Annotated in this window: 18 protein-coding genes; 9 read left to right on the forward strand and 9 right to left on the reverse strand. The window is 68.3% G+C overall.

The window, feature by feature from the left end; translation table 11 throughout:
* Positions 1-771, forward strand: a 771-nt coding sequence (locus IQ782_RS25145) for an aldehyde dehydrogenase family protein (RefSeq protein WP_476707526.1), incomplete at its 5' end; no start/stop codon positions are given.
* 79 nt (positions 772-850) lie between these two features.
* Positions 851-1,756, forward strand: coding sequence for a 5-dehydro-4-deoxyglucarate dehydratase (gene kdgD, locus IQ782_RS25150; protein ID WP_194137426.1), 906 nt, complete (start codon positions 851-853; stop codon positions 1,754-1,756).
* A 380-nt stretch (positions 1,757-2,136) separates the two neighbouring features.
* Here kdgD and IQ782_RS25155 read toward each other — a convergent pair whose 3' ends face one another.
* From IQ782_RS25155 to IQ782_RS25165, 3 genes are all read right to left on the reverse strand, one after another.
* Positions 2,137-3,669 carry a tripartite tricarboxylate transporter permease gene (locus IQ782_RS25155; protein WP_194137427.1) on the reverse strand — a complete coding sequence of 511 codons (1,533 nt, stop codon included), beginning with the start codon at positions 3,667-3,669 and terminating at the stop codon, positions 2,137-2,139.
* Positions 3,669-4,142: a tripartite tricarboxylate transporter TctB family protein gene (locus IQ782_RS25160; protein ID WP_194137428.1), complete on the reverse strand. Its 474-nt coding sequence runs from the start codon at positions 4,140-4,142 to the stop codon at positions 3,669-3,671. The genes IQ782_RS25155 and IQ782_RS25160 overlap by 1 nt, the downstream gene beginning before the upstream one ends.
* A gap of 69 nt (positions 4,143-4,211) precedes the next feature.
* Complete coding sequence (locus tag IQ782_RS25165; protein WP_194137429.1) at positions 4,212-5,183, reverse strand: Bug family tripartite tricarboxylate transporter substrate binding protein; 972 nt, start codon at positions 5,181-5,183, stop codon at positions 4,212-4,214.
* 254 nt (positions 5,184-5,437) lie between these two features.
* On the opposite strand from IQ782_RS25165, the gene IQ782_RS25170 reads away from it, so the two are divergent.
* Positions 5,438-5,764: an NIPSNAP family protein gene (locus IQ782_RS25170; RefSeq protein ID WP_194137430.1), complete on the forward strand. Its 327-nt coding sequence runs from the start codon at positions 5,438-5,440 to the stop codon at positions 5,762-5,764.
* Positions 5,765-5,825: 61 nt separating this feature from the next.
* Here the strand turns inward: IQ782_RS25170 and IQ782_RS25175 are convergent, their stop codons facing one another.
* On the reverse strand, positions 5,826-6,731 hold the full coding sequence (locus IQ782_RS25175; RefSeq protein WP_194137431.1) for a dihydrodipicolinate synthase family protein: 906 nt from the start codon (positions 6,729-6,731) through the stop codon (positions 5,826-5,828).
* A gap of 77 nt (positions 6,732-6,808) precedes the next feature.
* On the reverse strand, positions 6,809-7,525 hold the full coding sequence (locus IQ782_RS25180) for a GntR family transcriptional regulator (RefSeq protein WP_194137432.1): 717 nt from the start codon (positions 7,523-7,525) through the stop codon (positions 6,809-6,811).
* Positions 7,526-7,759: 234 nt separating this feature from the next.
* On the opposite strand from IQ782_RS25180, the gene IQ782_RS25185 reads away from it, so the two are divergent.
* The 6 genes from IQ782_RS25185 to IQ782_RS25210 all read left to right on the forward strand — a co-directional run bounded on the left by IQ782_RS25185 (position 7,760) and on the right by IQ782_RS25210 (position 15,712).
* Positions 7,760-9,286: an aldehyde dehydrogenase (NADP(+)) gene (locus tag IQ782_RS25185; protein WP_194137433.1), complete on the forward strand. Its 1,527-nt coding sequence runs from the start codon at positions 7,760-7,762 to the stop codon at positions 9,284-9,286.
* 63 nt (positions 9,287-9,349) lie between these two features.
* Positions 9,350-10,252, forward strand: coding sequence for a 5-dehydro-4-deoxyglucarate dehydratase (locus IQ782_RS25190; RefSeq protein WP_420832692.1), 903 nt, complete (start codon positions 9,350-9,352; stop codon positions 10,250-10,252).
* Entirely contained in the window at positions 10,252-11,208 is a 957-nt protein-coding gene (locus tag IQ782_RS25195; RefSeq protein ID WP_194137435.1) for a 2-hydroxyacid dehydrogenase, read from the forward strand. Before IQ782_RS25190 ends, IQ782_RS25195 begins: the two co-directional genes overlap by 1 nt.
* 178 nt (positions 11,209-11,386) lie before the next feature.
* A complete protein-coding gene (locus IQ782_RS25200) occupies positions 11,387-13,045 on the forward strand; it encodes a thiamine pyrophosphate-dependent enzyme (RefSeq protein ID WP_194137436.1) in 1,659 nt (552 codons plus the stop codon).
* 11 nt (positions 13,046-13,056) lie between these two features.
* Positions 13,057-14,796: an L-arabinonate dehydratase gene (gene araD, locus IQ782_RS25205; RefSeq protein ID WP_194137437.1), complete on the forward strand. Its 1,740-nt coding sequence runs from the start codon at positions 13,057-13,059 to the stop codon at positions 14,794-14,796.
* A gap of 7 nt (positions 14,797-14,803) precedes the next feature.
* A complete protein-coding gene (locus tag IQ782_RS25210; RefSeq protein WP_194137438.1) occupies positions 14,804-15,712 on the forward strand; it encodes a 2-hydroxyacid dehydrogenase in 909 nt (302 codons plus the stop codon).
* A gap of 75 nt (positions 15,713-15,787) precedes the next feature.
* Here IQ782_RS25210 and IQ782_RS25215 read toward each other — a convergent pair whose 3' ends face one another.
* From IQ782_RS25215 to araD (IQ782_RS25230), 4 genes are all read right to left on the reverse strand, one after another.
* A complete protein-coding gene (locus IQ782_RS25215; protein ID WP_194137439.1) occupies positions 15,788-16,501 on the reverse strand; it encodes a ribonuclease activity regulator RraA in 714 nt (237 codons plus the stop codon).
* Positions 16,502-16,571: 70 nt separating this feature from the next.
* Positions 16,572-18,101 (reverse strand): aldehyde dehydrogenase (NADP(+)), encoded by a 1,530-nt coding sequence (locus IQ782_RS25220; protein WP_194137440.1) that lies wholly within the window; start codon positions 18,099-18,101, stop codon positions 16,572-16,574.
* Between the two features lie 65 nt (positions 18,102-18,166).
* Positions 18,167-19,063, reverse strand: a complete 897-nt coding sequence (locus tag IQ782_RS25225) for a dihydrodipicolinate synthase family protein (RefSeq protein ID WP_194137441.1) — start codon at positions 19,061-19,063, stop codon at positions 18,167-18,169.
* A gap of 10 nt (positions 19,064-19,073) precedes the next feature.
* Complete coding sequence (araD, locus tag IQ782_RS25230) at positions 19,074-20,816, reverse strand: L-arabinonate dehydratase (protein ID WP_194137442.1); 1,743 nt, start codon at positions 20,814-20,816, stop codon at positions 19,074-19,076.
* Positions 20,817-20,936: the final 120 nt, after the last annotated feature.

Consider the following 20,936-nt stretch of genomic DNA (forward strand, 5'->3'; position numbering starts at 1 on the left):
GACCTCTGCGCGCAGCGCGAGGTGCCGATCCCCTTCTTCGGCGAGCTGGGCTCGGTCAACCCGATGTTCCTCCTTCCTCAGGCCGTGAAGGCGCGCGGCGCCGAGATCGGCACCGGCTGGGCCGGCTCGCTGACGATGGGCGCCGGCCAGTTCTGCACCAACCCCGGCATCGCCGTGGTGGAGACGGGCCCCGAGGGCGACGCCTTTGTCGCCGCCGCCGCCGATGCGCTTAAGGGCGCGTCCGCCCAATGCATGCTCACCGAGGGTATCGCGAAAGCGTATAAGGACGGTAAATCGCGCTTTGACGGCCGCAATGCCGTCAAGCCGGTGCTGACCACCGCCAGCGAGGGCCGCAATGCGCTGCCCAATCTCTTCGAGACGGATGCGGCGAATTACCTGCAGGATCATGCGCTTGGCGAGGAGGTCTTCGGCCCGCTCGGGCTCGTGGTGCGGGTCTCCGGCGCCGAGGAGATGGAGACGCTCGCCAAGGGCTTCGAGGGCCAGCTCACCGCCGCGATCCACATGGACGCGGGCGACACCGCCCTCGCGCAGCGGCTGATGCCGGTGCTCGAGCGCAAGGCCGGCCGGGTGCTGGTCAACGGCTTCCCGACCGGCGTCGAGGTCTGCGACGCAATGGTGCACGGTGGACCTTACCCGGCCTCGACCAACTTCGGCGCGACCTCGGTCGGCACCCTCTCGATCCGCCGCTTCCTGCGCCCGGTCAGCTACCAGAACCTGCCCGCCGCGCTGCTGCCCGGCGATCTGCGCTGACCCCGGCAAGGCAACTCCCTGAAGCGCATGGCCGCAGCCATGCGCATACATCCTTGCATCCCATTGAAAGGAATTATGAATGGACCCGAAACAGATCAAGCAAGCCCTCGGCTCCGGCCTGCTGTCGTTCCCCGTCACGCCGTTCGACGCCGACAACAAGTTTGCCGCCGACCCCTACCAGAAGCACGTCGAGTGGCTGTCGGGCTTCGACGCGCCGGTGCTCTTTGCCGCGGGCGGCACGGGCGAGTTCTTCTCGCTGACCCCGGACGAGATCCCCGCCATCGTCAGGGCCGCCAAGGAAAGCGCCGGCAAGACCGCGATCGTCTCGGGCTGTGGCTATGGCACCGAGATCGCCAAGGGCATCGCGCGCTCGGTCGAGGCGGCGGGCGGCGACGGCATCCTGCTGCTGCCGCACTACCTGATCGACGCGCCGCAGGAAGGGCTCTACGCCCACGTCAAGGCGGTCTGCGACGCCACCGGCATGGGGGTCATGGTCTACAACCGCGACAACGCGGTGCTGCAGGCCGACACGTTGGCGCAGCTCTGCGACGCCTGCCCGAACCTCGTCGGCTTCAAGGACGGCACCGGCGACATCGGCCTGGTGCGGCAGATCACCGCCAAGATGGGCGACCGGCTGACCTACCTCGGCGGCATGCCGACGGCGGAGCTGTTTGCCGAGGCCTACCTCGGTGCGGGCTTCACCACCTACAGCTCGGCGGTGTTCAACTTCGTGCCGGCGCTGGCAAACAAGTTCTACGCCGCGCTACGGGCCGGGGACCGGACCACTTGCGAAGCGATCCTCAACAGCTTCTTCTACCCGTTCATGGAGCTGCGCGCGCGCCGCAAGGGCTACGCGGTCGCGGCGATCAAGGCGGGCGTGCGGCTGGTCGGCTTCGACGCAGGCCCGGTTCGCGCGCCGCTGTCGGACCTGACGGGCGAGGAGGAAGAGATCCTCAAGGCCCTGATCGACGCGCACGCGGAATGACACAGAGGATGGGCCCCGCAGTGCGGGGCCCATTTCCTTGAGGCAGGGAGCGCTGCCCCTAATAGTGATCCGACTTGACGCCTTGTAGCTGGTTGCACGACACGCGAGAGCAGCCTCTTTCACGACAGGCGGCGCAGTGCGAGGATACTCATTTTGGTCTTATCCGAGTGGGGGTGGGGTTCCGAATGAACCTGTGGACGAGGGCGCCCAAGGACATGATTTCATGGTTGTAGCCCTGACTTACCGTCGCGGCGAGCAGTGGGCATCAGATCGGCTTTGGCTGTTGGCGGAGAGACGGTCCACGTCTTCCTCACTTACGACAGAAAAATGCCCCACTTCCCGGCCGGGAAGTGGGGCACTATCCCAGATTTGGGGGTGGCTTAGATGTCGCTGCCCATTTCCGCTAAACCCTTCTTGGGCTTACGGATCAGGATGGCCCAGACGAAGAGCCCGGTCAGCGCGAGGAAGAACAGGCTGTCGGGGTTGGTCAGGAACACCACCGGGTTGCCGTCGCTCAGCGACAGCGAGCGGCGTAGGTATTCCTCAAGGTCTGGGCCAAGAATGAATCCCAGCAACATCGACACGGTCGAGTAGTTCTGCTTGCGCATGAAATACGCCAGCACGCCGAAGATCACCGCGAGCGACATCTGGAAGATCGAGTAGGTCGCCACGTAGCTGCCCACCAGAGCCACCACGGCGATGCCGGTGTAGAGCAGGCCCTTGGGGATCGACACGATCTTGATGAACCACGGGCCGAAGAGCCAGAGGGTCAGCGGGATGAGGATCAGCGCTGAGAAGAACAGCGAGCCCAGCATCGGCCCAAGCAGCTCGGCCTGGTTCTCGAGCAGGCGCGGTCCCGGCTGGAGGCCGTTGATCACCAGCACGCCCAGAACGATCGCGGTAGTAGGATCGCCGGGGATGCCGAACATCAGCATTGGCACGAAGGCCCCGCCGCACATCGAGTTGTTGGCGGCCTCGGCTGCGGCGATGCCCTCGCGCGAGCCGTTGCCGTATTCATGCGGCTTCTTCGACGACGAGCGGGCCATCGCGTAGGAGACGAAGGCGGCCATCGACCCACCGGCGCCCGGGAGGATGCCGATGCCGTAGCCGATCAGCGACGCGCGCAGGTAGGCCATCAGGCCGATCTCGCGGATCTCGGAGCGCGGCGGCAGGAAGTCGCGGCGGCGGATCTTGATGTTCTTGGCCTTTTCCAGCGTCGAGCTGAGCCCGTCCTTCCAGCTTTCGGACTGCATCAGCACTTCGGAGATCGCGAAGGCGCCGATCACGAGCGGCATGATGTCGATGCCCTCGACCAACAACTCGGTGCCGAAGTTGAAGCGCGGGATCGGTTGCAGCACGTCGATCCCGACGGTGGCGATCATCACGCCCAGCACGGTGGCGACGATGCCCTTGGCGATGTTGCCCTTGTCCACGATCACGATCACCACCAGCGCGAAGAGCACCAGTGAGAACTTGCCCGGGGTCCGGATCAGCAGCGAGATCTCCGCGGCCACCGGCATGAAGGCCATCAGAAGCACGGCCCCAATGGCGCCGCCGATCATCGAGCCGAGCGCGGCGTGACCGAGCGCGTTGGCGCCGAAGCCCTTCTTCATCAGCACGTTGCCCTCGACCGCGGTCATCATGGATGAGGGCGCGCCGGGGATGTTGATCGTGGTCGCGGTGATCGAGCCCGAGTACATGCCCGCCATGAAGATCGAGGCGCACATCACCAGCGCTGGCACGACGTCGATGGTATAGGTGATCGGCAGGAGCAGCGCGATGGCCAGCACTGAGGTCAGCCCTGGCATCGCACCGAAGAACGTGCCGACTAGGAAGCCCCCGATCATGAACAGCAGGACGTAGGGATCGGCTAGGGCCGTCATCCCGCTTAGAACGTCGACGAAAATGTCCATCAGAAGAAACCCTCGGTGATGGTGGGCAGGCGCACGCCGAAGACGCCCGCGAAGAGCCCGTAGAACAGGACCGTCACGCCGATGGCATAGAGGGCGAAGAGATGCGGCTTGCGGATCTGGTAGTGGAAGATCGCGAAGAGCACCGAGCTGAAGGCCAGCGTCGAGAGCCAGTAGCCGAGCGGGCGGAACAGCGCGATGTAGCCGGCGGTCGCGACGATGACGAGGAGCGGGCGCAGCATCTCGCCCGCGGGACCGTCGGCGGTGGGCTTGCGGAACTCGTTGAAGAAGACCACGGCCAACGCGACATACATCACGAACGCGGCGAGGATCGGCACGGAACGCGGGCTCATTTCGCCATCACCCGCGAATTGCGAGTGAATGTTGAAGGCCGCGGCCAGGTAGACGGTCGTGACGATCAGGAAGAAGAAGGGTAGCAGGACACCCGTCCTGAGAAGGGGCGCGCGGTCGGCCATCGTGGTCTCCGGATAGGGGGCGGCACCAGAGCAGGCTCCGGTGCCGCCATTCATGATTGAGTGTGAAGGTTACTTCGACAGGATGCCAGCCTCGACCAGCGCGTCCATCTCGGTGAAGAGGCCCTGCGCGGTCTCGTCGGCCCAGGCGTCGAGTTCGTCACCGGCAAGCCAGTTCGGGGTCACGCCGATGGTGGCGAGCCAGTCCTGGAATTCGGCCGAGTTGTAAGCCTGCTCGTAGGCGGCCTCGACCTTGGCCACGACGTCCTCGGGGGTGCCCGCGGGCGCGGCGATGACGATGAACGAGCCGTTCAGCAGCTCGACGCCGGCTTCTTGGGCGGTCGGGACGTCATAGGTCGGGTTCTTGGCGTCCGAGAATTCCACCAGGCCACGCGCGGTGCCGTCCTCGATCAGGTTCGCGAAGTCGCCGAGCGAGGTCATCACCACGTCGACCTCGTCGGACAGCAGCGCTTCCTTCTGGGGGGCTGCGCCGCCCGGGTAGGAGACGATCTTGAACTCGGTGTCGGTCAGCTTCTGCAGCTGCAGCAGCGTCAGGTGCACGCGGCCGCCGAGGTTCTGCACGCCGATGCGCACCTTGCCCGGGTTTTCCTTGGCAGCGGCGAGCAGGTCGTCGAGCGACTGGTAGTCGGAGTTGGCGTCGACGATGATCGCATCCGCCTCGCTGGTGATGCGGGCGATCAGGTCGAGCTTGTCCATCTTGTAACTCGGCAGCATGCCCTGCCACGGAACGGTCACGATGCTGTCGTAGGTCAGTGCGCCGAGCGTGTAGCCGTCGCCCTTCGCGGACATCACCTGGCCGACGCCGGTGGCCGAGTTGCCGCCCTCGATGTTCTCGACGTAGATCGTGCCGCCGAAGGACTCCTCGGCCAGTGTGGTCACCTTGCGCACGATGCCATCGGTGCCGCCGCCCGCGCCCCACGGCACGACCATGCGCACGTCACGCTCCGGGTATTCCGCCAGGGCGGCAAGCGGCACGAGGGCCGAGGTGATGGCGGCAACCGCGCCGATGAGAGTGCGTTTCATAGTGTGTCTCCTCCAAGACCTGGAACTGGCGGATGCCGTCCCGAACTGTTGTGTCCCGGCCTTTCGGCCCCCGCCACGGTGCGCTCAGTGCTTCCTCCCATGGGCCCGGGCCTCCTACGGCCGGAATCGTCGGGCGAACTTGCATCGCTACCAACTAATACATTACTATATGAATACTCGTGAAGCTGGCAAGCCTCCTTCGGAAGGCGCTGGCGATGACGTGGCAAGACCCTGTAAGTAATGAAAGAAATCTCATGATTTACGACCATCGAACCTATACCTGCCGTCCCGGAACGATCCGCAAACACCTCGCGCTCTACGGTGAGCACGGCTACGACATCCAGCGCCGGCACCTCGGCGACCCGGTCGTCTACGCCGCAGTCGAGACCGGCGACGTGAACTCCTACGTGCATATCTGGTACTACGCGGATGCTGCAGACCGGGCCGCGAAGCGTGCGGCGCTGGCGTCGGATCCCGAGTGGCAGGCCTATCTGGTGAAGAGCGCCGAGGCGGCGTACCTCGTCTCGCAGGTCAACCAGCTGATGACCCCCGTGCCGTTCTTCACGCCGGCGCAGTCCTGATCGAGGGCCTGATCGAGGGGCGCGGCCCGGCGGCCGCGCCCGTCTTGCTCGCAAGGCGCGCTCAATCCTGCGGCAGGTCCATGCGGCTGGTCAGGAAATCGAGCTCGGCAAGGTCGGCCTCGGTCAGCTTCGGCCCCGGTCCGCGCAGCGCGCTCGAGGTCAGCGCGCCGCGCCGGCGCATCATCTCCTTGCGCAGCGCAATGCCCCATTGCCCCTGCGCCTCGTGCTTCAGCAGCGGCAGGAAGCGGTTGAAGAGGTCATGCGCCTCGGCCCGCTTGCCCTCGGTCATCAGGTCGTAGACCCCCGAGAGCATCTCGGGATAGGAGAAGCCCGCCATCGGCCCGTCGGCGCCGCGCTCCATCTCCTGCACGAGGAATTGGCCGTTGTTGCCGGTCAGGATCCGCACCGGGCGCGAGAACTCGGCGCGCATCCGGGTGATCTTGGTGGGGGAGGGGAAGTCTTCTTCTTTGATGACGCCGATCTGCGGGAATTCGAGCAGCAGGCGGTCCATCGCGGGCACCGACATCACGACGCCCGAGGCGGCGGGGAAGTCCTGCAGCACGGTCGGCACGTCGCCGATCCGCGCGTAGACGGCGTCGAAGTAGCGCAGCAGGTCCTCGTCGGTGCGGATCCCCGTGGGCGGGCAGATCATCACCGCGTCGGCCCCCTCGGCCATCACCTGCGCGGTGACCTCGACCAGCGTGGCAAGGTTCGGGTGCGACACGCCGGCGATGATCCGGTGGCCATCCGCGGCGGCGACGTAGCGCGCGGCGACGGCGATGGTCTCGTCCACGGTCAGCTTCTGCGCCTCGCCCGAGACGCCGAGCACGGTCAGGCCCTGCGCGCCGTGGCGGTAGTAGAAGGCGGACAGCGTGTCGATGCTGGCGTAGTCGACCGATCCGTCGTCAAGGAACGGTGTCTGCGCGACGACGTGCAGGCCCCTGGTCTCGGCAAGTGCGTTGGACATGATCTCTCCCTTCGCGGACCGGGGTGGTCCGCGCTCCTTTTCTGCTGGCTGTGGGGGTGCCCGGGTCGGGCGGGTGGTCAGGTGAAGTAGTCCTTGTGCAGGACGCGGTATTCCTCGGCCCAGTCGTCGGGCTTGTGGGTGTGGAAGCGGATCTCGCGGATCGCCCGGTCGACGTCGCCCGATTCGATTGCCGCGACGATGCGCTCGTGCCCGTCGATGATCGTGGCGAGGCGCTCGGCGGAATGGGTCTGCAGACGTCGCACGCGGTCGAGGTCGCCGGTCTGGGCGCGCAGCAGCCCGTGCAGGTTCGGATGGCCCGCGCCCTCGAACATCACGTAGTGGAAATACTCGTCGAGTTCCTGGAAGCGACGCAGCATCGTCGCCTTCGGGGCGACCTCGCGCTGCATGGCGATGATCTCGCGCAGCTGCGCCATGGTCTCGGGCGCCGGCACGGAGGTGAGCTTGATGGTCACCTCGGTCTCGAGCGCCTGGCGCAGGAACAGCGCCTCGCGGATCTGCGCAAGGTTGATGCGGGTCACCAGCGTCTTCGACTGCGGGTAGATGCGGATCAGCCCGTCCTGGTCGAGCCGCTGCATCGCGTCGCGCAGCGGCGTCTGGCTCACCTCGTATTCCCGGGCAAGGTCGGCGCGGGTGAGCGCCGTGCCCGGCGGGAGGTCCAGCGACAGGATGCGCTGGCGCAGATCGTCATAGATCCGCGAGGACGCCATCTGGCGGCCCATGGAGCTGTCATGGCGCATCATGTCGAAGGCGAGGCTCATCGTAGGGGTCTTCATTCAGACTTCCGTATCTTTCCGTGTCTTCAGGTCAGATAACCGCATTTGCGGACCGGTTGACCATACTGATAAACTAAAATATTAGTGCATGACAAGTCTCGTGACGCGGATGCATCGCCCCTTAGCCGGTTGGTGTCTGCGCAGCCGGCGCCCGATTCGCGCCGCTCCGGGACAGGGAGCAACAGGCGGTGCGGGGCAGGGAGCCCGGTCACCCAGCAACAGGAGGTCAAGGATATGGACGGCATGGCAAACGGGTTCGTCCCGCATGGCAAGCACCTGATCGCGGGCGAATGGGTCACGGCCGAGACGACGTTCCGCTCGGAGCCGGCGCATGGCGCGGCGCATGATTTCGGCGTCGGCACCCCGGCGCTGGTGAATGCCGCGGTCGAGGCCGCGGAAGAGGCCTTCTGGACCTACGGCTACACCGATGCCGAGACCCGAGCGCGCTTCCTCGAGACGATCGCGGACGAGATCGAGGCCCGCGGCGACGCGATCACCCAGATCGGCACGCAGGAAACCGGCCTGCCCGAGGCGCGCCTTCAGGGCGAGCGCGGCCGCACCACCGGCCAGCTGCGCCTCTTCGCAAGCCACATCCGCGCGGGCACCTATCTCGACCGCCGTCACGACGTGGCGCTGCCCGACCGCGCGCCGCTGCCGCGTCCCGATATCAAGATGACGCAGCGCCCAATCGGGCCGGTGGCCGTGTTCGGCGCCTCGAACTTCCCGCTCGCCTTCTCGACTGCCGGCGGCGACACCGCCTCGGCGCTGGCAGCAGGCTGCCCGGTCGTGGTCAAGGGTCACTCCGCCCACCCCGGCACCGGCGAGATTGTGGCCGAGGCAGTCAAGGCGGCGATCGAGAAATGCGGCCTGCCGGGTGGCGTCTTTAGCCTCGTGCAGGGCGGCAAGCGCGACGTCGGCACGGCGCTGGTGCAGCACCCGCTGATCAAGGCCGTGGGCTTCACCGGCTCGCTCGCCGGTGGCCGCGCGCTCTTTGACCTCTGCGCGCAGCGCCCCGAGCCGATCCCCTTCTTCGGCGAGCTCGGCAGCGTCAACCCGATGTTCCTGCTGCCCGAGGCGATGTCCGCGCGCGGCGCGGCAATCGGCGCAGGCTGGGCAGGCTCGCTCGCCATGGGTGCGGGCCAGTTCTGCACCAACCCCGGCATCGCCGTGGTGCTCGAGGAGCAGGCCGAGACACTGGCCAATGCCGCCAAGGAGGCGCTGGCAAAGGTCGGTGCGCAGGTCATGCTGACCGACGGCATCGCCAAGGCCTACCGTGACGGCGCGGCGCGGATCGGCAGCGGTGCGGGTGTGCGCGAGATCCTGACCTCGGTCTGCGACATGCGCGACGCGACCCCCTACCTCTACATCGTCAGCGGCGCCGACTGGATCGGCAACCACGCGCTGTCCGAAGAGGTCTTCGGCCCGCTCGGCCTGATTGTCACCGTGAAGGACGCGGCCGAGATGATCGCCGTCGCGAAAAGCTTCGTCGGCCAGCTGACCGTGACGCTGCACCTTGACGAGGGTGACACCGCGCTGGCCCGAGACCTGATGCCGGTGCTCGAGCGCAAGGCCGGCCGCGTGCTGGCCAACGGCTTCCCCACGGGCGTCGAGGTTTCCGACGCGATGGTCCATGGCGGGCCCTACCCGGCCTCGACCAACTTCGGCGCAACCTCGGTGGGCACGATGGCGATCCGCCGCTTCCTGCGCCCCGTGAGCTTCCAGAACCTGCCGGACGGGCTGCTGCCCGTCGATTGGCAGTAATCCCCAACACGGGTGCCGCGATGCGGCACCCATCCCCGTTCCAGTGAGGAGAAACACACAATGATCGCACCCGACGCGCTGCGCGAGATCATCCGCCACGGGCTTCTGTCCTTCCCTGTCACCCCCTTCGATGCCGACGACCGTTTCGCACCGAAGCCCTTCCAGGCGCATCTCGAGTGGCTCAAGCCGCACAAGGTCGCCGGCCTCATCGTCGCGGGCGGCACCGGCGAGATGTTCTCGCTGACCCCCGAAGAGATCGTCCAGGTGGTGCGCGCGGCGCGCGAAGTCGCGGGCGATGCGCCGGTGATCGCGGGCTGCGGCTACGGCGTGCGCATGGCCTGTGACCTCGCGCGCGAGATCGAGGCGGCGGGCGGCGACGGCATCCTGCTGCTGCCGCACTACCTGACCGAGGGCCCGCAGGACGGCGTTGCCAACCGCATCCGCGCGGTCTGCAAGGCGACCAACATGGCGGTGATCGTCTACAACCGCGGCCAGTCGCAGATCTCGGCCGAGACGCTCGAGCAGCTGGCCGACGAATGCCCGAACCTGATCGGCTTCAAGGATGGCACCGGCGACATCGACACCGTGCGCCGCATCACCGTCCGCCTCGGCGACCGCCTGTCCTACATCGGCGGCATGCCGACGCACGAGCTTTTCGCCCAGGCCTATCGCGGCGCGGGCATGCCGACCTATTCCTCGGCCGTGTTCAATTTCGTCCCCGAGACCGCTCTGGAATTCCATGGCGCGTTCCTGGCAGGCGATGACGCGAAATGCGAGCAGCTGCTGCGCGACTTCTACTACCCCTTCGCCAAGATCCGCGACCGCAAGTCGGGCTATGCCGTCTCGGCGATCAAGGCCGGCGTGGCGCTGCGCGGGTTCGAGACCGGCCATGTGCGCGCGCCGCTCACCGATCTCACCGGCGAAGAGATCGAGATGATGCGCGAACTCATCAAGGGCCGCAACTGATGGCCATCGGGCCGGTTGCCGTTCTTGAGCCAGCCAGCCCCGGCATGCGGGCGCGGATCGAAGAGCTTTGCGAAGGATTCGATCTGCGCTTCGTCAGCAGCGTCGAGAGCGCCGACTTGCGCGCGGCGCTCGCCGGCGCGCGCTACGCGGTGACCCGGGGGCTGCGGTTTCCTGCCGAGCTGCTGGTCGAGGCGGAGGCGCTGGAGCTGGTGCATCAGTGGGGCACGGGTATCGACGGTATCCCGCTCGATGCCGCCCGCGCCTGCGGCGTCACCGTCGCGCGCTCGCCGGGGATGAATGCGCCTTCGGTCGCCGAGGCCACGCTGGCGCTGATGCTGGCCACGCTGCGGCGGCTGCCGCAGGTGCAGGCGGCGTTTCGCGGCGGCAGCTGGGACCAGCCCGACCTCTGGCGCGAGGCGCGCGACCTCGGGGCCTGCCGTGTCGGGCTGATCGGCATGGGGGCCATCGGGCAGGAGGTGCTGAAGCGCCTCAAGGGCTTCGGCTGCGAGATCGCCTATACCAGGCGCTCGGGGGCCGATGCGGCGCTCGATGCTCAGTTCCTGCCGCTGGACGAGCTGCTTGGCTGGGCCGATGTGATCTCGCTCCACCTGCCGCTGACCGCGGAGTCGAAGCACCTGATCCGGGCCGAGACCCTCGCGGCGATGAAGCCCGGTGCGGTGCTGATCAACACCTCGCGCGGCGGGCTGGTGGACGAGGCGGCGCTGGTCGCGGCGTTGCGGTCGGGTCAGCTCGGGGCGGCGGGGCTCGACGTTTTCGAGACCGAGCCGGTGACCGGCCCGAACCTGCTGCTCGAGCTGCCCAATACCGTGACGCTGCCGCATGTGGCGGGGCGCACCTTAGACAATTTCGACCGCATGGTGCGGCATTGGGCCGGGAACATCCGCGCCCATGACGAGGGGCGTCAGATCGACCCGGCCTGCATCGTGCTGCCCTGAGGGCTGGCCAGAGGGTTGCCAAGAGGGCGGGCCTGAAATCTGGCCTGCAATCCTGCCCGAGGGCGGCTGAAGAGCTGCCCTGAGGGCGGCCCGAGAGTTGGCCCTAGAGTTGGCCCGAGGGCTGGCGAGGGGCCTGCCGTGTGAACGGCCCTGAGACGCGTAGTTGGGAGGAGAGACCATGTCTGACATCGAGGCGCGCACCGGAGGCAAGGTGCTGGTGGATCAGCTGCTGATCCATGGCGCGGACTGCGCCTATTGCGTGCCGGGAGAGAGCTATCTCGAGGTGCTCGACGCGCTGCACGACGTGCGCGAGCGTTTCACGCTCTACAACGCCCGGCACGAGGCGGGGGCGGCGGACATGGCCGAGGCCTATGGCAAGCTCACCGGCAGGCCCGGCATCTGCATGGTGACCCGCGGGCCAGGCGCCTGTCAGGCGGCGGTGGGCGTGCATATCGCCTATCAGGACTCGACCCCGATGATCCTGCTGGTCGGTCAGGTCGGGCGCGACACCATGGACCGCGAGAGCTTTCAGGAAATCGACTACCGCCAGATGTTCGCCCCGGTGGCGAAATGGGCGGCGCAGATCGACAGCGCGGCGCGCATCCCCGAATACATGGCGCGGGCCTTCCGCGTCGCCACCTCGGGCCGCCCCGGCCCGGTGGTGCTGGCGCTGCCCGAGGACATGCTGACCGACGTGGTGCGCGTGGCCGACGCGCGCCCCTACCGCCCCAGCGTCCCGGCCCTGACCGCCGACGACGCGGCGGCGGTAATGGCGGCGCTGGCGCAGGCGAAGCGCCCGCTGCTGCTGGCCGGCGGCCCCGGCTGGACCGACGCGGGCGCGGCGGCGCTGCTGGAGTTCGCCACGGCCAACCGCCTGCCGGTGGCGACCAGTTTCCGCCGTCAGGACCTGATCGACCACCGCTCGGATGTCTATGTCGGCGACTTCGGCACCGGCGTCGCCCCGAGCCTCGTCAAGCGGCTCGCCGAGGCCGATCTGCTGCTGGTCATCGGCGCGCGGCTCGGAGAGATCACCACCAAGACCTACGCGACACTCTCGGTGCCGACCCCGGCGCAGACGCTGGTGCATATCCATGTCGACGCGAATGAGATCGGCCGGGTCTATTCGCCCGCGCTCTCGGCGGTCTCGGGCCCCGATGCGGCGCTCGCGGCGCTGACCGCGCAGCCCGCCACCCCGGCAGAGGACGGCTGGCGCGCGGCGCTGCGCGATGAATACCTCGCGGATTCCGAGCCGCCGCCGCATGACTTCCCGCTCGACATGGGGCAGGCCATGGCCGAGGTGCGCGACCTCATCCCGGCGGATGCGGTCATCACGCTCGACGCGGGCAACCACACCGGCTGGGCGCAGCGCTTCCTGCGCTACGCCCGACCGGGGCGGCAGATCGGCTCGACCTGCGGCTCGATGGGCTACGCGGTGCCCGCCGCCGTCGCCGCCTCGCTCGAGGACCCGCAGCGGCAGGCCATCGCCTTTGTCGGCGACGGCGGCTTCATGATGTCGGGCATGGAGATCGCCACCGCCGTGCAGCACGGCGGCCGGCCCATCGTGCTGGTCTTCAACAACGGCACCTACGGCACGATCCGCATGCATCAGGAGCGCGAACATCCCTCCCGCATCTCGGGCACCGACATCGTGAGCTCGGATATCGGCAAGATCGCCGAGGGCCTCGGCGCGGCCCATGCGCGGGTGACCAAGACCGCAGAGTTCCGGCCCGCGCTGCTTGCCGCCTTCGAGCACGCAGGCCCCACGGTGATCGAACTGATCACCGATCCCGAACAGATTTCCACCCGCACGACGGTGAGCCGCCTGCGCGGCCAGTAAGCGAGACCCCCATGACCAAGCACGTAAAAACCCCCGACACCCTGCGGTCCTCGCGCTGGTTCGCGCCTGACGATCTGCGCAGCTTCGGCCACCGCTCGCGGATGATGCAGCTGGGCTACGCCGAAGAGGATTTCCGCGGCAAGCCGATCATCGGCATCCTCAACACCTGGTCCGAGCTGAACTCCTGCCACGGCCACTTCCCCGAGCGGGTGAAGGACGTGAAGCGCGGCGTCCTCGCCGCCGGGGGCTTCCCGGTCGAGATGCCGGCGCTGTCGGTGGACGAGAGCTTCACCAAGCCGACCTCGATGCTCTACCGCAATATGCTGGCGATGGAGACCGAAGAGCAGATCCGCGCCCACCCGCTGGACGGCGTCGTGCTGATGGGCGGCTGCGACAAGACCACGCCGGGGTTGGTGATGGGCGCGATCACCGCCGGCGTGCCGATGATCTACCTGCCCGCCGGGCCGATGCTGCGCGGGCACTACAAGGGCCGCATTCTGGGCTCGGGCTCGGACGGCTGGAAACACTGGGACGAGCGCCGGGCGGGCAATGTGACCGACGAGGAATGGCTCGGGATCCAGGGCGGCATCGCGCGCTCGGTCGGCACCTGCATGACCATGGGCACCGCCTCGACGATGACCGCGATCGCCGACGCCATGGGCCTCACGCTGCCCGGCGCCTCGTCGATCCCGGCGGCGGACAGCGGCCACCAGCGCATGGGCTCGAGCTGCGGCCGGCGCATCGTCGAGATGGTCTGGGAAGACCTGACCCCCGCCAAGGTGGTGACCCCCGCCGCCGTGCGCAACGCCGCCATCGTCGCCATGGCCACCGGCTGTTCGACCAACGCCGTGGTGCACCTCATCGCCATGGCGCGCCGCGCCGGGGTCGATCTGACGCTCGACGATCTCGACGCGCTCGGCCGGGTGACACCGCTGATCGCCAACGTCCGCCCCTCGGGCAAGGACTACCTGATGGAGGATTTCTACTACGCAGGCGGCCTGCTGGCGCTGATGAAGCAGATCGAGGAACGGCTCGACACCTCGGCGGTCGGGGTGACCGGCAAGCCGCTCTCCGAGGCGCTGAAGACCGCCGAGGTCTACAATGACGACGTGATCCGCCCGCTGTCGAACCCGGTCTACCACGAGGGCTCGCTGGCCTTGCTGCGCGGCAACCTCTGCCCCGATGGCGCGGTCATCAAGCCCGCCGCCTGCGATTCCAAGTACCATGTCCATGAGGGCCCGGCGCTGGTCTTCGACAGCTACCCCGAGATGAAGGCGGCGGTGGACGACGAGACGCTCGAGGTCACCCCCGACCACGTGATGGTGCTGCGCAACGCCGGCCCTCTCGGCGGGCCCGGAATGCCGGAATGGGGCATGCTGCCGATCCCCAAGGCGCTGATCAAGCAGGGCCACCGCGACATGCTGCGCATCTCCGACGCGCGGATGTCGGGCACCTCCTACGGCGCCTGCGTGCTGCACGTCGCCCCGGAAAGCTTCGTCGGCGGGCCGCTGGCGCTGCTGAAAACCGGCGACATCGTGCGACTGGACCTGCCGAACCGCAGCCTCGACATGCTGGTGGACGAGGAAGAGATCGCCCGCCGCAAGTCCGCATGGACGCCGCCGGAGCCGCGCTTCGAACGGGGCTGGGGCTACATGTTCTCGCGCCACGTGACGCAAGCCGACAAGGGCTGCGACTTCGACTACCTCGAGCGCGACTTCGGCCGCGCCGCCGGTGAGCCCGACATTTTCTGAGGTGACCATGACCAGACCCGTGCTCTACATGCCCCGCGCCTTCGCCACCAGCGAGGGACGCCTCGACGGGTACCAGCTCACCGGACCCGATCGGACCGGCCGCGACGGCGAGGTGCGGGCCATGGCCGTCGCCGGCACCGGCAAGGTCGATGCCGCGGTGATGGATCGCTTCCCCGCGCTGGAAATCATCGCCAAGTTCGGCGTCGGCTACGACAGCATCGACGTGGCCGCGGCGCAGGCGCGCGGGATCGTGGTGACCAACACGCCCGACGTGCTGACCGAAGAGGTTGCCGACTTTGCGCTCGGCCTGCTGATCGCCACGTCGCGGCAGCTGCCGCAGGCCGATGCCTACCTGCGCGCCGGGCACTGGCCGCAGAAACCCTATCCGCTGACCTTCTCGCTGCGGGGGCGGAAGATCGGCCTGCTCGGGCTCGGCCGGATCGGGCAGGCGATTGCCGAGAGGCTCACCGCGATGAAGCTCGAGGTCGCCTATTGCACCCGCAGGCCGCGCGATCTGCCCTATGCCCACTATCCCGATGCGCTGGCGCTGGCCGAGGCCTGCGACGCGCTGGTGGTGATCGTGCCGGGCGGCGCAGAGACCGCGGGCCTTGTCGATGCAGCGGTGATCGAGGCGCTGGGGCGGCAGGGTATTCTGGTCAACGTCGCGCGCGGGACCGTGGTGGACGAGGCCGCGCTCATCGCGGCGCTGTCGACCGGCAAGCTCGGCGCGGCCGGGCTGGATGTGTTCGAATACGAGCCGCAGGTGCCGCAGGCGCTGATCGACCTGCCGAACACGGTGCTGCTGCCGCATGTGGGCTCGGCAACCGAGGTCACCCGCCGGGCGATGGGCGACCGGGTTCTGGACAACCTCGATGCCTGGTTCGGCAGCGGCAAGGTTCCGGATCGGGTCGCCTGAGACATCCGGGCACCGGAGACGAAAGCGCCCGCAGCGATGCTCCGGGCGCGTCTGCTTCGGGGGCAGGAAGACGGCTCAGCGACCCGCCTTTGCGCGCCAGTCCTGGAAGAGCGGCCCGTATTTCTCTTCGTTGACACGCGGGTAGAGCCCGATGATCGGCTCGCCCGCCTTGACCTGCTCGACGACGAAATCCTCGTAGGCGGTCATCTCCCGGGCCTCGGCGGCGACCTCGTCGGCGATCTCTGCAGGGATCACGATGACGCAGTCGGCGTCGCCGACGATGACGTCGCCGGGAAACACCGGGGCATCGCCGCAGCCGATCGGCTCGTTGATCGCGATGGCTTCGTTGTTGGTCAGGTTGGTCGGGCTCGAGGGGCGCGTGTGGTAGGCGGGAATGTCGAGCCCGGCGATCACCGCGGCATCGCGGAAGCCGCCGTCGGTCACCACGCCGGCGCCGCCGCGCACCATGAGCCGGGTGATCAGGATGTCACCGGCAGAGGCGGCGTTGGCCTGCTTGCGGCTGTCCATCACCAGCACATGGCCCTCGGGGCAGGTCTCGATCGCCACCCGCTGCGGGTGCTCGGGGTTGCGGAATTCGCTGAGCTGGTTGCGGTCCTCGCGGGCGGGCATGTAGCGCAGGGTGAAGGCAGGGCCAACCATGTTCTTGCCCTTCCAGCCGAGCGGGTGCACGCCCTGGATCACCTGGTTGCGCAGGCCCCGCTTGTAGAGCGCGGTGGCCAGCGTCGCGACGGACACATCCATCAGGATGTCACGGGTTTCGGGGTTCATCGAGGTCTCCTCCAAGTCAATCGGGGTCCCGGTCCGCGGCCGCATGGGCCGGGACCGGGCGGGGTTCGCGTCAGGCGAGATCCTCGGGCAGCACCGCGCCCGGGATGTTCTGGTAGCAGACCGGCCGCAGGAAGCGGCGGATCGACAGCGTGCCGACCGAGGTCGCGCCGAAGTTGGTCGAGGCCGGATAGGGCCCGCCGTGCACCATCGCGTCGCAGACCTCGACGCCGGTGGGGAAGCCGTTGGCCAGCACCCGGCCGGCCTTGCGCTCGAGCACCGGCAGCAGCCTGCGCGCCGCTTCGGCATCCGCGTCGTCCATGTGCAGGGTCGCGGTGAGCTGGCCCTCGAAGCCCTTGGCGAGCGTGACCATCTCGTCGAGGCCCGAGACCCGCACCACGAGGCCGAGCGGCCCGAAGACCTCTTCCCCCAGCGCGTGATCCTGCAGGTAGTTCGCGGCGTCGGTCTCGTAGAGGTTCGGCGCGGCCGACCGCGGGCCGCTCTCGGTGGTCAGCAGCGGGCGCACCGCGTTGCGGCCATCGAACCGGTCCTTGCCCGCGCGGTAGGCGCCCGCGATGCCCTCGGTGAGCATGGTCTGCGGCGCGGCCTTTTCCAGCGCCGCGCGGGCGGCCTCGACAAAGGCATCGCCCTCGGCGCCGGTGCCGACCACGGCGATGCCGGGGTTGGTGCAGAACTGGCCGGCGCCCATGGTCAGCGAGCCGGCCCAGCCGGTGCCGATCTCGGCGCCGCGCGCCTTGGTGGCCGCGGGCAGCACGAACATCGGGTTCACCGAGCCCAGCTCGCCGAAGAAGGGGATCGGCACCTCGCGCTGCGCGCAGAGATCAAAGAGGGCACGGCCGCCGCCGAGCGAGCCAGTGAAGCCGACGGCGTTGATCAGCGGGTGCTGCACCAGCGCCTGGCCGACCTGGCGGTTGCCGCCCTGGATCAGCGAGAAGACACCCTTGGGCATGCCGCAGCTCTCGATGGCGGCGGCGATGGCCTCGGCGACGATTTCGCCGGTGCCGGGGTGGGCGGAGTGGCCCTTGACCACGACCGGGCAGCCAGCGGCCAGCGCGGCGGCGGTGTCGCCGCCGGCGGTGGAGAAGGCGAGCGGGAAGTTCGAGGCGCCGAACACCGCAACCGGACCGATCGGGCGCTGGACCATGCGCAGCTCGGGGCGCGGCAGCGGCTGGCGGTCGGGCAGGGCGGCATCGACGCGGACGTCGAGGTAGTCGCCCTTGCGGATGTGCTCGGCGAAGAGGCGAAGCTGGCCGGTGGTGCGGCCGCGCTCACCCTGCAGGCGCGCCTCGGGCAGGCCGGTTTCCTGCGTGCCGATCTCGGTGATCGCCTCGCCGCGCGCCTCGATCTCGTCGGCGATGGCCTCGAGGAATTTCGCACGGGTCTCGCGGCTGGTGTAGCCATAGGTCCAAAAGGCGTCTTCCGCGGCCTTGCAGGCCTGATCGACCAGCTCGGGGGTGCCGACAGAGAACGCATGCACCGGGCCGGTCGCGGGTTCCGAGGAGAATTCCGCCTCGGTGGCGATCCACTCACCTGCGATCAGGTGCTTGCCGTGCGGGGTGAAGATCGGGGTCGTGCCGTCCATGGGGAAAGGTCCTTTCGGGGGCAGAGGGAAGCTTGGGAGAGGGGCGCCGGGCGGCGCCCCGGGGATCAGATCAGGCCGTTGGTCTTGAGGAAGACCTGCAGCTTGTCCTGCTGCGCCGGGGTCAGCGGCCAGGCCGAGGGCGGGCGCGTGGCGCCGCAATCAAGGCCGGTGGCCTGTAGCGCGGCCTTCACGCCGGTCACATTGGTGCCGTTCAGCTCTTCGGCGCGGATGTCCTCGAAGGCCTGCATCTCGCCGATCAGGCGGTTGGCCTCGACGTAGTCCGACGCCTCGAGCGCGGCATGGATCGCCAGCGAGCGCTCGGGCCAGACGTTGATCAGCCCCGAGGTGAAGCCGCGCGCGCCCACCGCGTAGAAGGTCGGCGCCCAGACCTCGGCGAGCCCGCCGACCCAGGTGATCGAGGGATCGCAGGCGGCCTTGGCGGCGGCGAGCTTCTGCGGGTTCGGGGTGGCCCATTTCACGCCCTTCACCCCCGGCACGGCGCAAAGATCGGCGATGGCGCCGGTGCCGATCGCGTCGTTGCGCAGGTAGAGCATCATCGGCAGCCCGCCCGAGGCGTCGGCGATCGCCTTGACGTAATCCACCGTGCCGCGCGGCGCGACGAAGGGATCGGGCGGCTGGTGGATCATCAGCGCGGTGGCACCGGCCTCGGCGCTGGCGCGTGCCAGCGCGCAGGCATCGCGGATGCCGCGGCCGATGCCGGCCAGCACCGGGGCGCGGCCGTCCACCATGGCGCAGACCTCGCGGGCCATGGTGATCGCCTCGTCGGTGGTCAGCGCGTAGAACTCGCCGGTGTTGCCGTTGACCACGGGCATGTGCAGCCCGGCGCCGAGCGCGCGGTCGATGATCGGCGAAAGCTTGGCCGGGGCAATCTCGCCCGCCTCGTCGTAGGGGGTGACGAGGATGCCGGAAATGCCGGCGAGGGCGGTATCGAGATCAAGCATCAGGGTCTCCTCAGAAAATGTCGGGCTCACCGGCGGCGCGGCCGAAGTCGCGCTCGAGGTAGTCGAAGTCGCAGCCCTTGTCGGCCTGCGTCACGTGGCGCGAGAACATGTAGCCCCAGCCCCGTTCGAAGCGCGGCTCCGGCGGCGTCCATGCAGCCTTGCGGCGGGCGATCTCTTCCTCGTCCACCAGCATGTCGAGGCTGCGGTTCGGCAGGTCGAGCCGCACGATGTCGCCGGTCTTCAGCAGCGCCAGCGGCCCGCCGACGAAGCTTTCCGGCGCGACGTGCAGCACGCAGGCGCCGTAGGAGGTGCCCGACATGCGCGCGTCGGAAATCCGCAGCATGTCGCGGTGGCCCTGCTTGATCAGCGCCTTGGGGATCGGCAGCATGCCCCACTCGGGGAAGCCCGGACCGCCCTGCGGGCCGGCGTTGCGCAGCACCATCACGTGATCGGGGGTGACATCGAGGGTCTCGTCGTCCACCGCTTTCTTCATCTCGGGGTAGCTGTCGAAGACCAGCGCCGGGCCCTCGTGAACGTGGTACTTGGGATCGCAGGCGGCGGGCTTGATGACCGCGCCATCGGGACAGAGATTGCCGCGCAGCAGCGCCAGCGAGCCCTCGTGGTAGACCGGGTTCGACAGCGGGCGGATCACGTCGTCATTGTAGACCTCGGCGCTGGCGATCTCCGCGCCCAGCGAGCGGCCGGTGACGGTGACGCAGCTGAGGTCGAGCATGTCCTGCATCTGCTTCATCAGCGCCCGCAGGCCGCCGGCGTAGAAGAAGTCCTCCATCAGGTAGTCCTTGCCCGAGGGGCGGACATTGGCGATCAGCGGCGTGACACGGCCAAGCGCGTCGAGGTGATCGAGCGTCAGATCGACCCCGGCGCGGCGCGCCATGGCGATGAGGTGCACCACGGCATTGGTCGAACAGCCGGTGGCCATGGCGACCTTGGCGGCGTTCTGCACCGAGGCGGGGGTGATGATCGTCTCGGGGGTCATGTCCTCCCAGACCATTTCCACCACCCGGCGGCCGCAGTCGGCGCCCATGCGCTGGTGGCCGGAGTCGGCGGCGGGGATCGACGAGGCGCCGGGCAGCGTGAGGCCCATGGCATCGGTGATCGCGGTCATCGTCGAGGCGGTGCCCATGGTCATGCAGGTGCCCGCCGAGCGCGCGATGCCGCCCTGCAGCCCGAGCCATTCCTCATCGGTGATATTGCCGGCGCGGCGCTCGTCCCAGTATTTCCAGGCATCCGAGCCGGAGCCGAGGATCTTGCCCGCGTAATTGCCGCGCAGCATCGGACCGGCGGGCAGGAAGATGAACGGCACGCCTGCCGAGATCGCCCCCATGACGAGCCCCGGTGTGGTCTTGTCGCAGCCGCCCATCAGCACCACGCCGTCGAGCGGGTGGGCGCGGATCTGCTCTTCGGTCTCCATCGCCAGCATATTGCGGTAGAGCATGGAGGTCGGCTTGTTGAAGCTCTCATCCACGGAAAGCGCCGGCATCTCGACCGGGAAGCCGCCCGCCTGAAGCACGCCGCGCTTCACGTCCTTGACGCGCTCGGGGAAGTGGCTGTGGCAGGAATTCAGCTCGGACCAGGTGTTGAGGATGCCGATGATCGGCTTGTCGCGGAACTCGCCTTCGGAATAGCCCAGCTGCATCATCCGCGAGCGGTGGCCGAAGCTGCGCAGATCGTCAGGCGCGAACCAGCGCGCGCTGCGCAGATCGGCCGGGGTCTTGCGGTGTCCTTGCGACATGATTCTCCTCCAGTTCATCGCGGTGGTCTGTGATTGATGTATGCGAATACATCTCACATCGTCAAGTAATCCTATGGGCGTTTCGGCCTGTATTCATCGCTATTGCGAGGTCTTGACATG

The sequence above is a fragment of the Salipiger mangrovisoli genome (assembly GCF_015223355.1).
Taxonomy (GTDB): Bacteria; Pseudomonadota; Alphaproteobacteria; order Rhodobacterales; family Rhodobacteraceae; genus Salipiger; species Salipiger mangrovisoli.

Bases quoted from the DNA above. Each gene is read 5' to 3' on its own strand.
- kdgD (WP_194137426.1), top strand. From the start codon at position 851: ATGGACCCGAAACAGATCAAGCAAGCCCTCGGCTCCGGCCTGCTGTCG.
- IQ782_RS25155 (WP_194137427.1), bottom strand. From the start codon at position 3,669: ATGGACATTTTCGTCGACGTTCTAAGCGGGATGACGGCCCTAGCCGAT.
- IQ782_RS25160 (WP_194137428.1), bottom strand. From the start codon at position 4,142: ATGGCCGACCGCGCGCCCCTTCTCAGGACGGGTGTCCTGCTACCCTTC.
- IQ782_RS25165 (WP_194137429.1), bottom strand. From the start codon at position 5,183: ATGAAACGCACTCTCATCGGCGCGGTTGCCGCCATCACCTCGGCCCTC.
- IQ782_RS25170 (WP_194137430.1), top strand. From the start codon at position 5,438: ATGATTTACGACCATCGAACCTATACCTGCCGTCCCGGAACGATCCGC.
- IQ782_RS25175 (WP_194137431.1), bottom strand. From the start codon at position 6,731: ATGTCCAACGCACTTGCCGAGACCAGGGGCCTGCACGTCGTCGCGCAG.
- IQ782_RS25180 (WP_194137432.1), bottom strand. From the start codon at position 7,525: ATGAAGACCCCTACGATGAGCCTCGCCTTCGACATGATGCGCCATGAC.
- IQ782_RS25185 (WP_194137433.1), top strand. From the start codon at position 7,760: ATGGACGGCATGGCAAACGGGTTCGTCCCGCATGGCAAGCACCTGATC.
- IQ782_RS25195 (WP_194137435.1), top strand. From the start codon at position 10,252: ATGGCCATCGGGCCGGTTGCCGTTCTTGAGCCAGCCAGCCCCGGCATG.
- IQ782_RS25200 (WP_194137436.1), top strand. From the start codon at position 11,387: ATGTCTGACATCGAGGCGCGCACCGGAGGCAAGGTGCTGGTGGATCAG.
- araD (WP_194137437.1), top strand. From the start codon at position 13,057: ATGACCAAGCACGTAAAAACCCCCGACACCCTGCGGTCCTCGCGCTGG.
- IQ782_RS25210 (WP_194137438.1), top strand. From the start codon at position 14,804: ATGACCAGACCCGTGCTCTACATGCCCCGCGCCTTCGCCACCAGCGAG.
- IQ782_RS25215 (WP_194137439.1), bottom strand. From the start codon at position 16,501: ATGAACCCCGAAACCCGTGACATCCTGATGGATGTGTCCGTCGCGACG.
- IQ782_RS25220 (WP_194137440.1), bottom strand. From the start codon at position 18,101: ATGGACGGCACGACCCCGATCTTCACCCCGCACGGCAAGCACCTGATC.
- IQ782_RS25225 (WP_194137441.1), bottom strand. From the start codon at position 19,063: ATGCTTGATCTCGATACCGCCCTCGCCGGCATTTCCGGCATCCTCGTC.
- araD (WP_194137442.1), bottom strand. From the start codon at position 20,816: ATGTCGCAAGGACACCGCAAGACCCCGGCCGATCTGCGCAGCGCGCGC.